At 63.8% G+C, this 17,825-nt stretch carries 15 protein-coding genes; 4 read left to right on the forward strand and 11 right to left on the reverse strand.

Going from position 1 to position 17,825, the window contains the following annotated elements; genetic code table 11:
* Positions 1–95 precede the first annotated feature (95 nt).
* Genes gatB through gatC form a run of 3 tightly spaced genes read right to left on the reverse strand, consistent with a single transcriptional unit; the run spans position 96 to position 3,321 of the window.
* Complete coding sequence (gene gatB, locus J2D77_RS05820; RefSeq protein WP_207845343.1) at positions 96–1,550, reverse strand: Asp-tRNA(Asn)/Glu-tRNA(Gln) amidotransferase subunit GatB; 1,455 nt, start codon at positions 1,548–1,550, stop codon at positions 96–98.
* A complete protein-coding gene (gene gatA / locus J2D77_RS05825) occupies positions 1,547–3,034 on the reverse strand; it encodes an Asp-tRNA(Asn)/Glu-tRNA(Gln) amidotransferase subunit GatA (RefSeq protein ID WP_207845344.1) in 1,488 nt (495 codons plus the stop codon). Before gatA ends, gatB begins: the two co-directional genes overlap by 4 nt.
* Complete coding sequence (gene gatC / locus J2D77_RS05830) at positions 3,034–3,321, reverse strand: Asp-tRNA(Asn)/Glu-tRNA(Gln) amidotransferase subunit GatC (protein WP_207845345.1); 288 nt, start codon at positions 3,319–3,321, stop codon at positions 3,034–3,036. Before gatC ends, gatA begins: the two co-directional genes overlap by 1 nt.
* An 81-nt stretch (positions 3,322–3,402) precedes the next feature.
* Between gatC and ruvX the strand changes: the two genes are divergently transcribed.
* Both ruvX and J2D77_RS05840 read left to right on the forward strand, forming a co-directional pair.
* Positions 3,403–3,870, forward strand: a complete 468-nt coding sequence (gene ruvX / locus J2D77_RS05835) for a Holliday junction resolvase RuvX (RefSeq protein WP_207845346.1) — start codon at positions 3,403–3,405, stop codon at positions 3,868–3,870.
* A 101-nt stretch (positions 3,871–3,971) separates the two neighbouring features.
* On the forward strand, positions 3,972–4,583 hold the full coding sequence (locus J2D77_RS05840) for an endoglucanase (RefSeq protein ID WP_207845347.1): 612 nt from the start codon (positions 3,972–3,974) through the stop codon (positions 4,581–4,583).
* Positions 4,584–4,735: 152 nt separating this feature from the next.
* Here J2D77_RS05840 and J2D77_RS05845 read toward each other — a convergent pair whose 3' ends face one another.
* Positions 4,736–6,292: an efflux transporter outer membrane subunit gene (locus J2D77_RS05845; protein ID WP_207845348.1), complete on the reverse strand. Its 1,557-nt coding sequence runs from the start codon at positions 6,290–6,292 to the stop codon at positions 4,736–4,738.
* Positions 6,293–6,783: 491 nt separating this feature from the next.
* A complete protein-coding gene (thiC, locus tag J2D77_RS05850; protein ID WP_207845349.1) occupies positions 6,784–8,652 on the reverse strand; it encodes a phosphomethylpyrimidine synthase ThiC in 1,869 nt (622 codons plus the stop codon).
* A gap of 463 nt (positions 8,653–9,115) precedes the next feature.
* Here thiC and J2D77_RS05855 point away from each other — a divergent pair, with 463 nt between their 5' ends.
* Complete coding sequence (locus tag J2D77_RS05855) at positions 9,116–10,618, forward strand: sugar porter family MFS transporter (RefSeq protein ID WP_207845350.1); 1,503 nt, start codon at positions 9,116–9,118, stop codon at positions 10,616–10,618.
* Between the two features lie 114 nt (positions 10,619–10,732).
* Here the strand turns inward: J2D77_RS05855 and J2D77_RS05860 are convergent, their stop codons facing one another.
* From J2D77_RS05860 to aroQ, 5 genes are all read right to left on the reverse strand, one after another.
* Positions 10,733–11,968 (reverse strand): MFS transporter, encoded by a 1,236-nt coding sequence (locus tag J2D77_RS05860; protein ID WP_207845351.1) that lies wholly within the window; start codon positions 11,966–11,968, stop codon positions 10,733–10,735.
* A 39-nt stretch (positions 11,969–12,007) separates the two neighbouring features.
* On the reverse strand, positions 12,008–12,406 hold the full coding sequence (locus tag J2D77_RS05865) for a GlcG/HbpS family heme-binding protein (RefSeq protein WP_207845352.1): 399 nt from the start codon (positions 12,404–12,406) through the stop codon (positions 12,008–12,010).
* Positions 12,407–13,097: 691 nt separating this feature from the next.
* On the reverse strand, positions 13,098–14,444 hold the full coding sequence (accC, locus tag J2D77_RS05870; RefSeq protein ID WP_207845353.1) for an acetyl-CoA carboxylase biotin carboxylase subunit: 1,347 nt from the start codon (positions 14,442–14,444) through the stop codon (positions 13,098–13,100).
* Positions 14,444–14,902 (reverse strand): acetyl-CoA carboxylase biotin carboxyl carrier protein, encoded by a 459-nt coding sequence (locus tag J2D77_RS05875; protein WP_207845354.1) that lies wholly within the window; start codon positions 14,900–14,902, stop codon positions 14,444–14,446. Before J2D77_RS05875 ends, accC begins: the two co-directional genes overlap by 1 nt.
* Positions 14,899–15,354 (reverse strand): type II 3-dehydroquinate dehydratase, encoded by a 456-nt coding sequence (aroQ, locus tag J2D77_RS05880; protein ID WP_207845355.1) that lies wholly within the window; start codon positions 15,352–15,354, stop codon positions 14,899–14,901. Before aroQ ends, J2D77_RS05875 begins: the two co-directional genes overlap by 4 nt.
* Positions 15,355–15,821: 467 nt before the next feature.
* Between aroQ and J2D77_RS05885 the strand changes: the two genes are divergently transcribed.
* Entirely contained in the window at positions 15,822–16,505 is a 684-nt protein-coding gene (locus tag J2D77_RS05885) for a septal ring lytic transglycosylase RlpA family protein (RefSeq protein ID WP_207845356.1), read from the forward strand.
* A 204-nt stretch (positions 16,506–16,709) separates the two neighbouring features.
* On the opposite strand, the gene J2D77_RS05890 is transcribed toward J2D77_RS05885, so the two are convergent.
* Entirely contained in the window at positions 16,710–17,777 is a 1,068-nt protein-coding gene (locus J2D77_RS05890) for a YihY/virulence factor BrkB family protein (protein WP_207845357.1), read from the reverse strand.
* Positions 17,778–17,825: the final 48 nt, after the last annotated feature.

The raw sequence follows: 17,825 nt of genomic DNA on the forward strand, positions 1-17,825 counted from the left end.
ATCGCTGCTTGTAGGGGGTTCGGCGCGTTCCGTCAAACCCCCTGTTGGCCTATTTGGCGCTTATTTTTCGGCCTGTGGTTTTTTGTCGTACCGGCTTATGCGTCAAGCCTGGTTTTCAGGGCCTCGTTCACCAGGGCCGGGTTGGCCTTGCCCTTGGTTTCCTTCATCACCTGGCCGACAAAAAAGCCGAACAGCTTGTCCTTGCCGGACCGGTATTCCTCCAGCTTGTCGGGGTGTTTTTCCAGCACGGCGGCAATGGCGCTATCGATCACGCCGGTATCGGTCACCTGGCGCAGGCCCTTGCGTTCCACGATGGCATCCGGGCTGTCGCCGGTTTCCACCATGTCTTCAAAGACTTCCTTGGCGATCTTGCCGTTGATGGTCTTGTCCGCGATCAGGTCCAGCATCTTGCCCAGGGCGTCCGCACTGACCGGGCTGGTTTCGATCGTGGTGCCGGTGCGGTTCAGGGCTGCGAACAGTTCACCCGTCACCCAGCTTGCGGCAAGCCTGCCGTCGCGCCCCTTGGCCACGTTTTCGTAATAGTCGGCCACTGCCTGTTCGGCCACCAGCACCCCGGCATCGTAGAAGGGAATGCCGTAATCGTGCTGAAAGCGCGCGCGCTTGGGGTCGGGCAGTTCGGGCAGGGCTGCGTGCAGTTCGTCCACCCAGGCCTGTTCCAGCACCAGCGGCAGCAGGTCGGGGTCGGGGAAGTAGCGGTAGTCATGCGCGTCTTCCTTGGAGCGCATGGTCCGGGTTTCGCCCCGGCCGGGGTCGAACAGGCGGGTTTCCTGATCCACCTCGCCACCGTTTTCCCAGATCTCGATCTGGCGGGTGGCTTCGACCTCGATCGCCTGCATGACAAAGCGGATGGAATTCACGTTTTTGATTTCGCAGCGCGTGCGGAAGGGCTCGCCCGTCTTGCGCACGGACACGTTCACGTCCGCACGCATGGAGCCTTCCTCCATATTGCCGTCGCAGGTGCCCAGGTAGCGCAGGATCTGGCGCAGCTTGCGCAGATAGGCCCCCGCTTCCTCCGGTGCGCGGATATCGGGTTCGCTGACGATTTCCATCAGCGCGACACCCGCACGGTTCAGGTCCACGAAGGATTTTGTGGGGTCCTGGTCATGCAGCAGCTTGCCCGCATCCTGTTCCAGATGCAGGCGGGTAATGCCGATCTCGCGCGTGTCACCATTTTGCAGTTCGATGGTGATGGTGCCCGTACCCACGATGGGGTGCGTGAACTGGCTGATCTGGTAGCCCTGCGGCAGGTCGGCATAAAAGTAGTTCTTGCGATCGAACCGGCTGTGCAGGTTGATCTGGGCTTTCAGCCCCAGCCCGGTTCGGATGGCCTGGGCCACGCATTCATGGTTGATGACCGGCAGCATGCCCGGGAATGCCGCATCCACCAGGCTGACCTGTGTGTTGGGGTCCGCCCCGAAGGTGGTGGAGGCCCCCGAAAACAGCTTGGACTGGCTGACAACCTGGGCGTGGACTTCAAGCCCCACCACAATTTCCCACGGGCCGGTCTGCCCTTCGATCACGTAGCTCATGCGCCTGCTCCCGCATGGACGGCGGGCAGATGCGTAAAGCCCGCCGCCGCTTCCAGCGCGCCGCCAATGGACAGCACGGTTTCTTCATCGAAATGTCGGCCGATCACCTGCAACCCAAGCGGCAGGCCGGCACCATCCAGCCCCACGGGCACGGACAGGGCGGGCACGCCGGCCAGGCTGGCAGGCACGGTGAAAATATCGTTCAGGTACATCTGCACCGGATCGTTCATGTTCTCGCCTTGGGCGAAGGCAGCCGACGGGGCTGTGGGGGTCAGCAGCACGTCCACGTTTTCGAACGCCTGTTCGAAATCGCGGCGGATCAGCGTGCGCACCTTCTGGGCCTTGAGGTAATACGCATCGTAATACCCGGCGGACAGCACATAGGTGCCCATCAGGATCCGGTTGCGCACTTCCGGGCCGAAGCCTGCCGCCCGGCTTGCTTCGTACACCCCGTCGAGCGAGGGTGCATCCACCCGCGTGCCAAAGCGGATACCGTCATAGCGCGCGAGGTTGGAGGAACATTCCGCCGGGGCGATAATGTAGTAGCTGGTCAGCCCGTAGCGCGTATGGGGGAGGGAGACATCCACCACCTCGCACCCGGCATCCTTCAGCCAGGCAATGCCCTGGTCCCACATGGCCTGGATTTCGGCAGGCAGGCCGGGGGCGCGGTATTCCGCCGGAATGCCCACGCGCAGGCCCTTCACGCTCTTGCCCACGGCTTCGTGGAAGGCGGGCACCGGCCGGTTGGAACTGGTGCTGTCGCGTTCGTCGAACCCCGCCATGGCCTGGAGCATCAGCCCCGCATCCGCCACGCTGCGGGTCATGGGGCCCGCCTGGTCGAGCGAGCTTGCATAGGCGATCACGCCCCAGCGGCTGCACCGGCCATAGGTGGGCTTGAGCCCCACGATACCGCAATAGGCGGCGGGCTGGCGGATGGACCCACCCGTATCCGTGCCCGTGGCGGCAAGGGCCAGACCAGCGGCCACGGCGGCCGAAGACCCGCCCGAAGACCCGCCGGGCACCAGTGCCACGCTGGGGTCGGAAGCTTTCTGCCACGGATTGGTGGCGGGCCCGAAGGCGGAGGACATGTTGGCCGAACCCATGGCGAACTCGTCCAGATTGGTCTTGCCCAGGAACACCGCCCCTTCGCGCAGCAGGTTGGCCGTGACCGTGCTTTCATACGGGGGCACGAAATCAGCCAGGATCTTGCTTGCAGCCGTCGTGCGCACACCCTTAGTGCAGAACAGGTCCTTGATACCGATGGGCAGCCCGTCCATCAGCCCCGGATTGCCAGCGGCGTAGCGGGCGTCGGCTGCGTCGGCGGCGGCCAGCACGTCTTGCGCGGGCAGGGTGGTGATATAGGCGTTCAGGGCCGGGTTCAGCCGGGTTATGGCGTCCAGATGGGCGGTGGCGAGTTCACGCGCGGAAAACTTGCGCGCGCTCAGGCCCGCGCGGGCCTGGGTCAGTGTCAGTCGGCTCAGCATTATTCGACCACCTTGGGTACTGTGTAGAAAGGCCCGGATGTTTCGGGCGCGCAGGCCAGCAGGGCGTCGCGGCAGTTGCCGTCGGTCACCTTGTCCGCACGCTGGCGCAGGGCTTCCGTTTCGGTTCCCACCATGGGGGGCACGCCCTCGACATCCACTTCGGCCAACTGGTCGATCCAGCCCAGAATGTCGTTCAGTTTCTGGCGTGTGGCCTCAAGCTCTGCGTCTTCAAGGCCGATGCGGGCCAGTTTGGCGATGCGCCGGGTGGTCGCAAGGTCTAGCGACATGAAAGCGGACCCCTCTTTGTTCAGGCTGATATGGTGAAAAGCCCCTAGCATAATCGGGGGCGGTGCAACATACCATGGGGCATGACTCTTCTCAGCCTGGACGCCCTTGCCGCAACCCTGCCCCCCCACGCCCGCCTGCTGGGCATAGACCCCGGCAGCAAGCAGGTGGGGTTGGCCATGTCCGATGTCTCGCGCATGGTGGCCTCCCCGCTGGAGGTGCTCAAGCGCGGCAAATTGGGGCCGATGGCAGCCCATATCACCACCCTGGCGCGCGAACATGGCATAGCAGCCATGGTGGTGGGCGTGCCGCTTTCGCTGGACGGGTCTTTCGGCCCGGCGGCACAGGCGGCGCGCGACTGGGCCATGGCGCTGTCCGAACAGACGGGCCTGCCTGCCTGCCTGTGGGACGAACGCCTGTCTTCAGCGGCTGTTAACCGCATGCTGATACTGGAAGCCGACCTGACCCGGGCCCGCCGGGCGGCAATGGTGGACAAGCTGGCCGCCGCCTACATCCTGCAGGCCGCACTGGACCGGCTGGCCGCGCTGTAAGCTGCCGCTCACCCGAACTTGCGGGGTGGGGGCTCATATTTGCCATAAAGGCGGGTCATGGTGAAAATCATAGTCGGGATCACAGTGAGAAGGAGAACCGCGTGTCCAGACAATTATTTTCCTCCGCCGTCTTGACCATGGTGGGGGCTGCCGTCTTTGCATGCAGCCTGCCTGCGGCCCAGGCCCAGACCAATTCATCGTCCACCGCGCAGCCGGGCGTGCTGGGCCAGACCTGGCAGCAGACCCGCAACGATACCTCCGCCGCGTGGGACAAGACCAAGGCGGGCACCGCGAAGGCGTGGGACAAGACCCGCAACGGCAGCGAGACCGCGTGGGACAAGACCAAGGGCGGCACTGAGAAGGTGTGGGACAAGACCCGCAACGGTAGCGAGACCGCGTGGGACAAGACCAAGGGCGGCACCGCGAAGGCGTGGGACAAGACCCGCAACGGCAGCGAGACCGCGTGGGATAAAACCAAGGGCGGCACCGAGAAGGTGTGGGACAAGACCCGTAACGGCAGCGAGACCGCGTGGGACAAGACCAAGGGCGGCACCGAAAAAGCGTGGGACAAGACCCGGCAGGGAACGACCCATGCGGCCCAGGACGTAGGGCAATGGAGTGAAAAGACAGGCCAGAAGATAGGCTCGTTCGGCCGCAATGTCGGCAACAGCGTCGGCCAGGGTTTTCACGACACGTTTTCGGGCGACAAGTAACCGCGATCCCGTAGCGCCTGCATCCGCGGTCCCGGTCGCGCCGCGTTGCGTGTCAGGCGTGGGTGAGCCCGCGCAACCTGCTGGCGCAGGCGGGCTTGCGCTGGGCTATTGCGCGGGGCTGGCAGGGCCTGGACTGTCCGGCGCAAGGCCTGTCAGTTCACCGTTCTGACGGGGTCGGCCGGTGCGCCGGGTGCCGCCGTAAAGACACCCTGCCACGTGGCGGGCTGGTCTTTCATGCCGCTGTCATTGCGGTGCCACCAGCCCCCGCCCAATGCCTGGAACAGGCCGACCGTGTCTGAAAAACGGGCAACCCGCGCCTGAACCAGCGCCTGGCGGGCTTGCAGGGCCTGCTGCTGGATTGTCATCATCATGGCCACGCTGACATCGCCCATCGTGTTCTGCGCATGGGTGATTTTAACGCTTTGCTGCGCTGTCGCATCGCTCTGCTGCGTGGCGGACAGGGTATCAGCATCGTCCTGGAGGGCGTGGAGCGCGTCGGCCACGTTCTGGATCGCGTCCAGAACCGTCGCGCGATAGGTCTTGCTGGATGCCAGAAGCGTATCGCGCGCCTCACGCTCCAGGTGCCAGAGTTGAAAACCCTGAAAGAGTGGCTGGGCCAGCATGGCACCAATCTGCCAGTTGCCCGAACCGGGCGCGAAGAACTGGCTCATGGCGTTCACGGCTTGCCCCGGCGTTGCCGAAAGCTGGACATTGGGCAGCCGGTTGGCGATCGCGACCCCCACCTGCGCGCTGTTGATATGCATCTGCGCTTCCGCCGCGCGCACATCGGGGCGCTGTTCAAGCAGTTGCGACGGCAGGGAAACGGGCAGGTTCTGCGGCAGGTGGAATTCATCCAGCCGGGGTTCGGGCAGGACTTCATCGGGGGTGACACCGACAAGCGTCGCGATCTGGTCGTGCGCCTGTTCGGCCTGCAGTTTCAGCGGCGGCAGGCTGGCTGCGGTATTTGTCACCACGGTCTGCTGGGCCAGCACGTCCGCCAAGGCCACATCCCCCAAGCGGTACCGTTCCTGTAGAATATGCAGCAGGTCTTTCTGCATGGTAAGCTGGTCGTTCAGAACCGCGATCTGCGCATTGGCGCTGGCCTGCTGCAAAACTGCTACCAGCAGGGAATTGATGATGGTGTTCACCATCGCCTCAAGCTGGAAACGCTCCACCTCCGCCTGGGCCGCCGCCGCCTCCATCTGCCGCCGCAACCCGCCCCACAGGTCGGGCTGGTAGGAAATATTCAACTGCAACGTATGCAGGTTGTAGAGATAGCTGTTGTTGCCCGGCACGGGGGACAGGGCCCGGGTGGTCTTGTTGCGCGTGGGGTTGAACATGGCCGAAATGCTCGGGAACATCGGGGCAGCCTGGACCTTGGCCTGTTCCCACGCGGCCTTGAGCGTGGTCTGCGCACTTTGCAGGGTCGGGTTGTTCGCGCGCGCGCGCGCGACCAGCGTGTTCAGTTCGGGCACGCCGAACAGCGTCCACCATTCCCCTTCCACGTCCGCACCCTGGTTCAGGGTCTGGCTGGCCATGGTCTGGCCGGTCAGGGATGTCTGGGTCACGGTGGTCGGGGCCGGGCCGGGCTGGTAGCGCGCCTTGCCATCAAGGGTCGGGCGATGGAAATCCGGCCCGACGGAACAGCCTGTCAGCGATACGGCAATGAAGGCCGCCAGCACCGTGCGGTAGTCAAGAACGCGCGCCATCATCCGCCTTTGGTTTGACACCGGCCCGGGTGCCGAAAGCTGTTCGAACAAAATTACGTCAGGCACGCGACCCATGCCGGATGCCAACGATCATGACATCGTCCGTCCCGGCCCCGTACCCCGACTTTGTTTTTCTACAGAGTATTGCGCCGCAATCAAGGCAGGCCGTCCTGTCCGCCGGCGTGGCCTGCTCCCCGTCGCAAGACGGTAGGCAGGCTTTGAGGCAGTGCGGTCAAGTGCGATCACGAAAGTTTCATAATCGCCGGGGCGATGGACGCAGGGTCAAGGCGGCTCTCCCGCCGAAGGCTGATGCCAACAGGGCAGGCAAGGGGGTAACGCAGCGTGCGTCTTGTTGCCGGAGCGGTTCAAACCGGCTGGGGGCTTTGCGGTTTTGGGCAAAAAAATGCGCGCCCCAGCCAGGAAAAGGGCCGGAGCGCGCATAGGCATGGGCAGGGGGCAGTGCAGGTGCTGCGCCCTGTGAAGTGGCTGGCCTATTCGGCTGCCGGCACGTAAACCTTCCCGCCGGCCTGGCGGAATTCCTCGCTTTTTTCCTCCATGCCCTTGAGACGGAGGGCCTCGTCCTTCAGGTCGTGGCTGATGCGCATGGAACAGAATTTCGGCCCGCACATGGAACAGAAATGCGCGGTCTTGTGCGCTTCGCGCGGCATGGTTTCATCATGATACGCGCAGGCCGTATCGGGATCGAGCGAGAGATTGAACTGATCCTCCCACCGGAAGGAAAAGCGTGCGCGGCTCAGCGCATCGTCGCGCAGGCGGGCTGCGGGGTGGCCTTTCGCCAGGTCGGCCGCGTGGGCTGCGATCTTATAGGTGATGACGCCGGTTTTCACGTCATTGCGGTCCGGCAGGCCCAGATGCTCCTTGGGGGTGACGTAGCAGAGCATGGAGGTGCCGAACCAGCCGATCATGGCGGCCCCGATGGCCGAGGTAATGTGGTCATAACCGGGCGCGATGTCGGTCGTCAGCGGGCCAAGCGTGTAAAAGGGCGCTTCCTTGCAGTCGCGTAGCTGCTTGTCCATGTTTTCCTTGATCTTGTGCATGGGCACGTGGCCCGGCCCTTCGATCATGACCTGGCAGCCCTTCGCCCAGGCGATCTCGGTCAGTTCACCCAGCGTTTCCAGTTCCGCGAACTGGGCGGCGTCATTCGCATCGGCAATGCTGCCCGGGCGCAGGCCGTCGCCCAGAGAGAACGAGACATCGTAGGCGCGCATGATGTCGCAGATTTCTTCGAAATGCTCATACAGAAAGCTTTCGCGGTGACCGTTGAGGCACCAGCTCGCCATGATCGACCCCCCGCGTGAGACAATGCCCGTCACGCGGTTGGCAGTCAGTGGCACATGGGCCAGGCGCACCCCGGCATGGATGGTGAAGTAGTCCACACCCTGTTCGGCCTGTTCGATCAGCGTATCGCGGAACACCGGCCAGTCCAGCTTGCTGACATCGCCGCCCACTTTTTCCAGTGCCTGGTACATCGGCACGGTGCCGATGGGTGTGGGGGCGTTGCGCAGGATCCAGTCGCGGATATTGTGGATATTGCGCCCGGTCGAGAGGTCCATGACCGTATCGGCCCCCCAGCGAATGGCCCAGACCAGTTTTTCAACTTCCTGTGCCGCGGAGGAGGTAATGGCCGAATTGCCGATATTGGCATTCACCTTCACCAGGAAATTGCGCCCGATAATCACGGGTTCAAGTTCGGGGTGGTTGATATTGGCCGGAATAATGGCCCGCCCGCGCGCGATTTCGTCACGCACGAATTCGGGTGTGACAAATTCGGGAATGGCCGCGCCAAAGGACTGCCCGTCCTTCATGCGCTCCGCCGCCCCTTCGGCTGCCTGCTGGCGGCCAAGGTTTTCACGGTGGGCGACATAGATCATTTCATCGGTAATGATCCCGGCCTTGGCGAATTCGTACTGCGTGACAAGCTGGTCGGGTCTTGCCTTGTAGACCGCATGCGGCGCGGGGCAGGGCTGGACCAGGTAGGCCCCTTCGGCATGGCCGTTGTCTTCGGGGCGGATGGCGCGCGGGGTTACCGTCTCGAATCCGCGCGCCGCAAGCCAGGAAGCGCGTACGGGGGGCAGGCCCCTGCGCACGTCGATCTCGATCGCCGGGTCCGTATAGGGGCCGGACGTATCATAGACCCGCAGTGGCGCTTCCTTCGCGGACGGGTCGAGCGCGATATCGCGGAACGGCACGCGCATGTCGGGCCGGCCGGCCGGGCTGGTATAGACCTTTTGCGAACCGCGCAGCGGGCCGGTCGTGACCTGGCCGGGGCCGTTCGGATCGGGCGTTGCGGGTGCGGCAGCGCTCGTGCTGGGGGGTGGGGCGGTATCGGTCAAAGACATCAGGTTTCTCCTCCGCCGAGGAGGACAGGCCCGAAAGACTGGCCGAAGGGTGACCCATGTCGGGGCAGACCCATATCCGGCACCTTGGCAGGGATGGCCGTGCTAAGCGCGGCGCTGGCCTGCGGGCGTTGTCTTCAGGCACCAGTCCCTCCGCCGGTATAAGCCGGATCAGGTTCCCCGCCAGAAGCCGTATGCCGCTGGCGGCAGGGTCGCCACGGTGCCCCTGTTACGGAAGCATGAAGTGGCCTCTCAGTTCCTTGCCGGAACCCCCCTTGGTAGGGTCAATCAGATAGCCAAGCCTTCGCAACTGTCAAGAAAATTCACGGAGGAATAAAAAATGCCCACAGCTTGTTCAGGATTGCGCAACGCTGATAAGCGTAATTGGCATGCACTGTCCCGAATACGCTAATAAATAAAAAAATTTAAGATGTAAAATTTTTTCTGAGTCTGTCATGCTTTTGCCATGAAAACAGAAAAGAAAAACGCACTCGATGCGGTAAAGAATTTGGAAATGTCGCCCAACGCCAACCGCGTATTATGGGCGGCTGCTTTTGTGTCCGCGATATGTGGGGGGCTTTACGGCTACGACACCGGCATCATTTCTGGCGCTCTATTATTAATAACCAAAGATTTCCATCTTACCGCGGGGCAGGAGGAAATGGTTACTTCCGCCATTCTGGTCGGGGCTGTCCTTGGCGCCATGGGTATATCATGGTTATCTGAAAAGTTTGGACGGCGTATTTCCGTTATGGTCGTCACCGCTGTTTTCGTGGTGGGCGCACTGGCCTGTGGCCAGGCGCCCGATGTCACAACGCTGGTGGTGGCCCGCGTGTTCCTTGGGCTTGCGGTGGGCGGGGCCACGCAGGTGGTGCCTACCTATATTTCCGAACTTGCCCCCGCCGCCAAGCGCGGCAACCTGGTGACATTGTTCAACGTCGCCATCGGTGTCGGCATTTTCCTGGCCAACCTGGTGGGGTTCGCCATGCGCGACGCCTGGGGCTGGCGGCCCATGATCATGATCGCAGCAGGCCCTGCGGCCTTCGTGTTCATCTGCATGTTCTTCCTGCCCAAGAGCCCGCGCTGGACGGCCGAGAACGAAGGGCTGAAATCCGCCGTGGAACAGCTTGGCCGCGTGCGCTCATCACGCAAGGCCATCCAGCGCGAAATCAACGAGATCCACGAAAGTGTCGTGGGCATGGAAGATGACGAACGCGGCTGGAAGGGGCTCATGCTGCCCTGGGCGCGCCCGGCCCTTGTCGCGGCGCTTGGCATTGCCTTCTTCACCCAGGCGGGGGGGCTGGAGATGATGATCTATTACACCCCCACCTTCCTGTCCGATGCGGGGTTCGGCAATTCCTCCGCCCTGCTGACCAGCCTTGGCGTGGCCATGGTCTACCTGATCATGACGCTGCTGGGCTGCCTGTTCGTGGATCGGATCGGCCGCCGCAGGCTGGTGCTGATCATGGGGCCGGGCTCGGTCGTCAGCCTGCTGGGGCTTGGGCTGCTCTTTGCCATGCACCCCGACAAGGGCAGCGTGGGAAGCTGGATGATCGTCGTGTTCCTGCTGCTGTTCATGATGTTCAATTCCGGCGGAATCCAGGTCGTGGGCTGGCTTTTGGGCGCCGAACTGTTTCCCTTGCCCATGCGTGCGGCGGCAACAAGCGTGCATGCCGGCGTGTTGTGGGGGGCCGACCTGCTGGTGACCGCCACCGCCCTGACACTGGTGCAGCTTATTTCGCTGGGGGGTACCATGTGGCTTTACGCCGGGGTTAACCTGGCGTCGGTGATATTCGTCTATTTCTTCGTGCCCGAGACGGCGGGCGCCTCGCTCGAGGAAATCGAAGCCGCCTTGCGCAGGGGCGATTTTGTCCCCACCGCACGCAATCACCGCCGCATCCTCACGGAAGAGGAAGCCGCGCGTGAGGAAGGCCCGGGCGGGGCGGAAACGGCTTCAGCCCCCGGCTAGGCCCCGCGCGCCCGTTCGGTGCGCAGGCGCATGGTGCTGGGTTCCGGGTCTGGGGCCCGCTACCGGGGCCCGGCAGGCCGGTGCGGCAGCCCGGCTTCGCTGGCCAGGGTCGGCTCAGCCTATGCCCTGGCGTATTTCGGCGGCCCCGCTTTTCTTCAGAAGGAACAGGGCCACCAGATAGACGAGCAGGCCCGTCCCGGACAGCAACGCGCCCCCCACGCCCAGCGAGCCATAGCCGAAATGGTCCGCCAGCAGCACGCTGCCCAGCGACGCCCCCAGCGCGTTGGCGATATTGAAGGCGGAGTGGTTGAGGGAGGCGGCAAGCGTCTGCCCATCGCCTGCGAAATCCATCAGCCGGGTTTGCAGGGCCGGCCCCAGCGCGTTGACGAAGGTGGGCACCAGGAACACGTCGATCATCAGCCCCGTCGTGTCGTGCAGTACGGCGGGGAACGCCACCATGACGGCCGCACTGCCGCCCAGGGCCAGGATAACCGCCAGATCCAGATTGCGGTCCACGATCCACGCACCGATATTGGCCCCGGCCAGCATGCCCAGGCCCCATACGACCATGAACAGCATGACCATCCATTCGGGCACGTGCGTCACGTTTTCAAGCACGCTGGTCAGGTAGGCATAAAGTGCGAACATGCCGCCAAACCCTACCGCTGCGGTCAGTAGGGTCAGCAGCACCTGTGCATTGCCCAGTGCCGCAATTTCCTTGAGCGGGGAATTGGTGCGGTTGGGCCGGTCGGCGGGAATATAGCGCCATACGCCCGCAAAGGTCACAAGGCCGAACAGCCCGATAACCAGATATGCCACGCGCCACCCCAGATGGTCGGCTGCAAAGGTCGAGAACGGGGCCCCGACCAGGGTCGAGATCGCAATGCCCGAAAGCACGCGCCCCACGGCCCAGCCCCGCCGCGACGGTTCCACCATGGAGGCCGCGACCAGGGCCGAAATGCCGAACAAGGCGCCATGCGGCAGCCCGGTTATGAAGCGCGCGACTTCCACCAGGCCGGGTGTGGGCATGAGAACGCTCAGGAAATTGCCGAACCCGAACAGGACCAGCAGCCCCAAAAGCAGTTCCCGCCGCGACAGCCGCGCCCCCAGCACCGTAATCAGGGGCGCGCCGATGACAACCCCCAGCGCATAGGCCGTGATGGCGTAGCCCGCATCGGCCTCGGACAGATGGAGCGAGGTCGCGAATTCGGGGAGCATGCCCATAATGGCGAACTCCCCCGTTCCTACGACGAACGTGCCGAAGGTCAGGATGAACAATGCCGCGGCACGTCCGTGTGGCGGTGCGATCCGGGTCGCATCGCCCTGAGAGAGATGTGTGTCGGTTGTCATGAAAAACCCAGGGAAAATGTGGTCAGGGTAAAAACAGGATCAGGACGGAAGGGCAAGCAGGGCGGCGCGGGCAATGGCGATGTCATCCGCCGTGGCCGCCCCCGATACGCCGATAGCCCCCAGGCAGGCACCGTCCGCCGCCCTGATCGTCAGGCCGCCGCCAAAGCTGGTCAGGCCGCCATTGGTGTTCTCAAGCGAATAGGCATCCCCGTCGGGGCGGGCGATCTGCGCGAAATCGGCGCTGTCCATCTGGAACAGGGCCGCCGTGCGGGCCTTTTTGTTGGCAACATCGATCGCACCCAGAATGGTGCCGTCCATGCGCATGAACGCCACGGGCCATGCGGTCGCATCTACGATGGAGATGCAGACCTTGACACCCAGTTGTTCGGCATGGGCCACGGCCGCGGCAAGCATGGTGGTGGCAGAGGAAAGCTGCATGGTGTTGACCTTACGTAATGTGGGAGGGGCTATCGCGGCAGAATAATCCGCACGCCCCGTTGCCGACCTGATGCGTGATGCAGCCCATGCGATCATGTATCGCATACGGGGCTGCACGACTTGGGGGAGCCCAGGTTCGGGCGGTAGGTTTGAAAGCTACTTTGACCCGGTGGCGATGGTCGTGGAACAGCCAACACCCCCGGGCAATAATTCAGTCAACATCACATGGGGCGCCATATGTGAAATGAAATTCTTATGGCGCCACCGGAATTGGAACGAAACGTGTTCGATCGGTCACGCTATTGCGCCGTTACCGTCGCGGCGGCGGGCGGGGCACACCGGAGGGTTCCCAACGGGCGACAAACCCCGTCGTTCGCCCATTTCCGCCCGGTTTTCGCACACGATGCCGCCCGCCCAGGCGCACCCAGCCCCAAAGGGGCAGCCGGCCTGCAAGGGCTGCCTTTACGCAATGATCACGATGGCGTTATCGGTGTGCGATTACGGGCGGATGAGCATCCGGCATGCCTGCGCGAACACATGCCTACCCCTTGCAGATGTCCTGACCGTGGCTTGGCCCGTCAGGCGGTCAGCAGATGTGCGATCGGGCCGTGCCTGGCTGGAACATGGTCCCTGCCAGCGCGGATGCACCGGGCGCGCTGCCTTGGGGCAAGGGCGGCGCGCCCGGTCCGGCCTAGCCTTGCAGGCGGGCGGTGAACTGTTCCAGCCAGTGGATGGTATAATCCCCCTTGCGGAACTGGGGGTCATCGAGAATCTGGCGGTGCAGGGGAATGACGGTCTTGATCCCTTCCACCACAAATTCGTCCAGCGCGCGCTGCATGCGGGCAATGGCCTGCTCGCGCGTGGGCGCATGCACGATCAGCTTGGCGATCATGCTGTCATAGAAAGGGGGCACGCGGTAGCCGGTATACAGCGCACTGTCCACCCGCACGCCCAGCCCACCCGGCGGGTGATACACCGCGACCGTGCCCGGGCAGGGCGCGAAGGTCACGGGGTCTTCCGCGTTGATACGGCATTCGATCGCATGGCCGGAGAACGTAATGTCCTTTTGCGCGTAGCCAAGCTTCTCGCCCGCTGCCAGGCGGATCTGTTCGCGCACCAGGTCCACGTCGCACACCATTTCGGTCACGGGATGTTCGACCTGCAGGCGGGTGTTCATTTCGATAAAGCAGAACTGCCCGTCCTGGTACAGGAATTCCAGCGTGCCCGCGTTGCGGTAGCCCATGCGCGACAGCGCTTCGGTCGCGGTACGGCCGATGGCGTCACGCTGTTCGGCGCTGATCGCGGGGGAGCCCGCTTCTTCCAGCAGTTTCTGGTGGCGGCGCTGGAGCGAGCAGTCACGTTCGCCGAAATGCACCACGTTGCCGTAGTTGTCGCCCAATATCTGCAATTCGATATGGCGGGGGCGGTCCATGTATTTTTCCAGGTACACGGCGTCGTTCCCGAAGGCCGCGCGGGCTTCGGTCCGGGCCATGTTCCAGGCATCCTCCAGTTCGTCGGCCGTCTGCGCCACTTTCATGCCGCGTCCGCCACCGCCTGCCGCCGCCTTGATCAGCACGGGGTAGCCCACGCGGGCCGCGACCTCACGCGCCTGCTCCAGGCTGGTCAGTTCCCCGTCCGAACCGGGGACCAGGGGCACGCCAAGGGCCAGCATGGTGGTCTTGGCGGTGATCTTGTCGCCCATCATGCGGATATGGTCCGCCGTCGGGCCGATAAAGGTCAGGCCGTGGGCTTCCACCGTTTCGGCAAAATCCGCGTTTTCGGACAGGAAGCCATAGCCGGGGTGAATGGCCTCGGCCCCGGTAATGGTGGCCGCAGACAGGATCGCCGCCACGTTCAGGTACGAATCGCGCGAGGAGGCGGGGCCGATGCACACGGCCTCGTCAGCCAGGCGCACATGCATGGCGTCCGCATCCGCTGTGGAATGGACGGCCACGGTCTTGATGCCAAGCTCCCGGCAGGCGCGCAGGACGCGAAGGGCGATTTCGCCGCGATTGGCGATGAGGATCTTGGAAAACATTACTCGATAATGGCAAGCGGCTGGCCGAATTCCACCGGATCGCCCGAGGCCACCAGCAGGGACTTGAGCGTGCCACCCTTGGGGGCCTTGATCTGGTTGAAGGTTTTCATGGCTTCAATCAGCATCAGCGTCTGCCCGGCGGACACGACCTGCCCTTCGCTGACAAACGGGGGGGATGACGGGTCGGGCGTAAGATAGGCCACGCCCACCATGGGGCTGGACACCGCACCCGGATGGCGGGCCAGGTCTGCCGGGGCCGCGGGCACGGGGGCTGCGGGGGCAGGGGCCGCAACGGCGGGCGCTGCAGGTGCCGGGGCCGCCGCCTGCACGGGGGCGGGCATGCGCGCGACGCGAATGCGGCTGTCCTTTTCGGCGACCTCGATTTCGGTCAGTCCGGTTTGGGTCAGAATTTCAGCGAGAGCCCGAATGGCATCCGCATCCACGAGCAGTCCGCTCATTGGTTTTCCTCACGCACAATAAGATCAGTCATTGCCTGCAATGCCAGAGAATACCCCCCCACGCCTAGCCCGCAGATAACGCCTGTCGCGGCGCGGGAGACATAGGAATGGTGGCGAAATGGCTCGCGGCGGTGAATGTTGGAGATATGCACTTCTATGACCGGCAGGTCCGTGGCCAGTAACGCATCAAGCAGGGCAATGGATGTATGCGTATAGCCCGCCGGGTTGATAACGATGCCCTGAGCACGCCTGCGGCATTCCTGAACCCAGGAAATCAGCTCGCCTTCGATGTTTGTCTGGCGGAAATCGATCGCCAGATCCAGCTTTTCGGCCGTGCGCTGGCAGAGCTGTTCCACGTCGTCCAGCGTTGCCCGCCCGTAGACTTCGGGCTGGCGCTGGCCGAGCATGTTCAGGTTGGGGCCGTTCAGGACAGCAATGAGGGGTCTTTCCATGGTAGAGCGGGCCGTAGCACGATGGCGTGCGCTATCCAAGAGAGGACAGAAGTCCGGCACCTAAAAAACGCCCCGCCAACCCCGCACGCATGCCCCGCGAACGCTCCATGACCGCGCCCCGGAGCCGCCCCGGCTTTGCCCCGGGCCGCCCATGAGCGGCCCCTGAATGGCCGAAGAACGCCGCCTGAACGCCCTCCCGAACGCGGCTGAACACCCAGGGGAATGCCCCCGGATGCCGGTCGAGGGAACCCGACTGTCGCCGCGCGCGTCTGTAATAACAACGCAGCGCGGCATGGTGCCCCAAGACCTGTGGGGAGAAAGGACGCCATATTTCCGCCATGACACGCTGGCAGATCGGGCCAAATGGCCGCAACTGTGCCGTCGCGGACGAAAAAGATTGACTTTCGCGTAGCGGAATCGGTCTTCTACGGGCTCGATCGCGACAGACGAACGGAGTAAACAGGCGGATGTCAGCCCTGCGCCGGGCACTTCTAGGAAGTGTGTTCCTCTTCACCGCCCACACTGTGGCCGGTGGGGTCATAGCCCGCACCGCCCATGCGGCGGATACCGCGGACACTGCGGATACGGGAGAGAGCGGAACGGCCTGGGCCGACTCCGTCAACCGCGCACTGGCCGCCCGCGCGGCGGAAGAGGGCGGGTCCACCGATTTCGCCCCGGCCGAGGGGCAGCTTTCCCAGCAGCACATTTCCTACCAGCATGGCGTTGCAAGCTGGTATGGCGGGCGGTTCCATCATCGCCGTACTTCGTCGGGTGCCCTGTTCGACAAGCATACCCTGACCGCAGCCCATCCCACCGCACCCCTTGGCAGCAAGCTGCTTGTCACCTCCGAGGAAACAGGCCGGTCGGTGGTGGTGACGGTGAATGATCGCGGGCCCTACAGCCGGGGCCGGGTGATCGACCTTTCCCGCGCCGCCGCCGCACAGATCGGCATGCTGGGCAGCGGTGTCGCCCATGTGCGCATTGCCACCGCAACACCCGAGGAAGTTGCCGCAGCCCCCGAAAGCCCGGCCGTCACGCCGGATGAGCGTGCGGATAACACGGCGGACGACATGCCAGCCCGTACCCCGGCCGCGACCCGTCATGCCCCGTTGCGCGGCAAGGCGCTCCACCGCGCCCGGCCCCAGCACTAAGGGACTGCTTCAACAGTCGGTCGGGTCGGTCTGCGCGGGTCTTTGTGGGCCTGGCCCCGCAACGTTCCCGCCTGATGGCGGAAAGTTCATACAGCCTACCAACCTGATATATAAAAGTTTTTGGTGAAGCTTTTTTCAAAAAGCTTCAAAGCACGTCGTCTTTTTGAAGGCGACACCCAAAAACTTTTATCATTATTTCATTTGTCAGCCGGGCGTGGGGCCATCCACATTTTTTTCGGAGGTGGTGTCCTGCCAGGCGATCTGGCGCTGGCGGCCATGGACATAGCTTTCCATTTCCGCATTCAGTTCCGCCCCCATCAGCACCACCCAGGCGGTGACGAAAAACCACATCATCGTGGCGATCACCGCCCCCAGCGATCCATAGGTGGCGTTGTAGCTGGCCAGATGCGCCACATAATAGGAAAACAGTTGCGAGGACAAAATCCACGCCAGGGTCGCGGCCACGGTGCCGGGCAGCACCCAGCGCCAGTGCGTGCGGCGCTTGCGGTCCGGGCCGTAGCGGTACAGGGCCGACAGGGCCAGGATTTCGAACGAGAACATCACGGCCGACCCGCTCCACCGGCCGATGAATTCGACCGAACCGGGCGGGGTGGGAATATGCAGCAGCGCAGGCAGGCTCAGCAGCAGCGGAATGGCCACCATCAGCGCGATCGTCAGGGCCGCACCCAGTACGGCTGACAGGGTCAGCGCGAAGGCCGTAATCTGGAAGACAAAGAAATTCCGGCTTTCATGCACGTTATAGGCCATGTTGAGGGCCGAAATGATCGAGCGCGTGGCGGCGGAGGCAGACCAGAGTGCGACCGTCAGCGAGACGATCAGGTTCATGGTCAGCGATGTATGGGGCTCGGCCACCAGTGTCTGCACCCGGTCGTAGATCAGGGCGAAGGCGGTGGGCGGCAGCAGGTGGCGCAGCGTGTCCATCTGCGGGGCGACGGTCTGCACGTCGAACGCCAGCCCGTAGATCGAGATCAGCGAGCTTATGGCCGGAAAGAGCGAGAGCGTACTGTAGAAGGCGCAGCCGGCTGCGACCAGCGTCGTGGGGCCGAAAATCAGGCTTTTCAGGGTCCGGCGCAGGATGATCTTCCAGTCCCCCAGGCGCAGGCGCGCGGGATGGGCGAGCGGTTCTGGCGCCTGCCGACCCTGCCCGTCATGAGTGTGCTGTGGTGTATCTGCCTGCGCGTCGGTTGTGGTGGGGGGCGGCGTTGCGGCGTGGTCCTGCCGCGCGGAATCGATATGACAGAGAGCCTGCATCGGAGACGAGGTATCCTTTTTCCTCTGGTCCGGCGGCACCGGGTGCCG

Source organism: Acetobacter garciniae (assembly GCF_017377735.1).
In the GTDB taxonomy this organism is placed as follows: Bacteria; Pseudomonadota; Alphaproteobacteria; order Acetobacterales; family Acetobacteraceae; genus Acetobacter; species Acetobacter garciniae.

Bases quoted from the DNA above. Each gene is read 5' to 3' on its own strand.
- aroQ (WP_207845355.1), bottom strand. From the start codon at position 15,354: ATGGAAAGACCCCTCATTGCTGTCCTGAACGGCCCCAACCTGAACATG.
- J2D77_RS05855 (WP_207845350.1), top strand. From the start codon at position 9,116: ATGAAAACAGAAAAGAAAAACGCACTCGATGCGGTAAAGAATTTGGAA.
- gatB (WP_207845343.1), bottom strand. From the start codon at position 1,550: ATGAGCTACGTGATCGAAGGGCAGACCGGCCCGTGGGAAATTGTGGTG.
- J2D77_RS05865 (WP_207845352.1), bottom strand. From the start codon at position 12,406: ATGCAGCTTTCCTCTGCCACCACCATGCTTGCCGCGGCCGTGGCCCAT.
- J2D77_RS05885 (WP_207845356.1), top strand. From the start codon at position 15,822: ATGTCAGCCCTGCGCCGGGCACTTCTAGGAAGTGTGTTCCTCTTCACC.
- J2D77_RS05875 (WP_207845354.1), bottom strand. From the start codon at position 14,902: ATGAGCGGACTGCTCGTGGATGCGGATGCCATTCGGGCTCTCGCTGAA.
- gatA (WP_207845344.1), bottom strand. From the start codon at position 3,034: ATGCTGAGCCGACTGACACTGACCCAGGCCCGCGCGGGCCTGAGCGCG.
- gatC (WP_207845345.1), bottom strand. From the start codon at position 3,321: ATGTCGCTAGACCTTGCGACCACCCGGCGCATCGCCAAACTGGCCCGC.
- thiC (WP_207845349.1), bottom strand. From the start codon at position 8,652: ATGTCTTTGACCGATACCGCCCCACCCCCCAGCACGAGCGCTGCCGCA.
- accC (WP_207845353.1), bottom strand. From the start codon at position 14,444: ATGTTTTCCAAGATCCTCATCGCCAATCGCGGCGAAATCGCCCTTCGC.
- ruvX (WP_207845346.1), top strand. From the start codon at position 3,403: ATGACTCTTCTCAGCCTGGACGCCCTTGCCGCAACCCTGCCCCCCCAC.
- J2D77_RS05890 (WP_207845357.1), bottom strand. From the start codon at position 17,777: ATGCAGGCTCTCTGTCATATCGATTCCGCGCGGCAGGACCACGCCGCA.
- J2D77_RS05845 (WP_207845348.1), bottom strand. From the start codon at position 6,292: ATGGCGCGCGTTCTTGACTACCGCACGGTGCTGGCGGCCTTCATTGCC.
- J2D77_RS05860 (WP_207845351.1), bottom strand. From the start codon at position 11,968: ATGACAACCGACACACATCTCTCTCAGGGCGATGCGACCCGGATCGCA.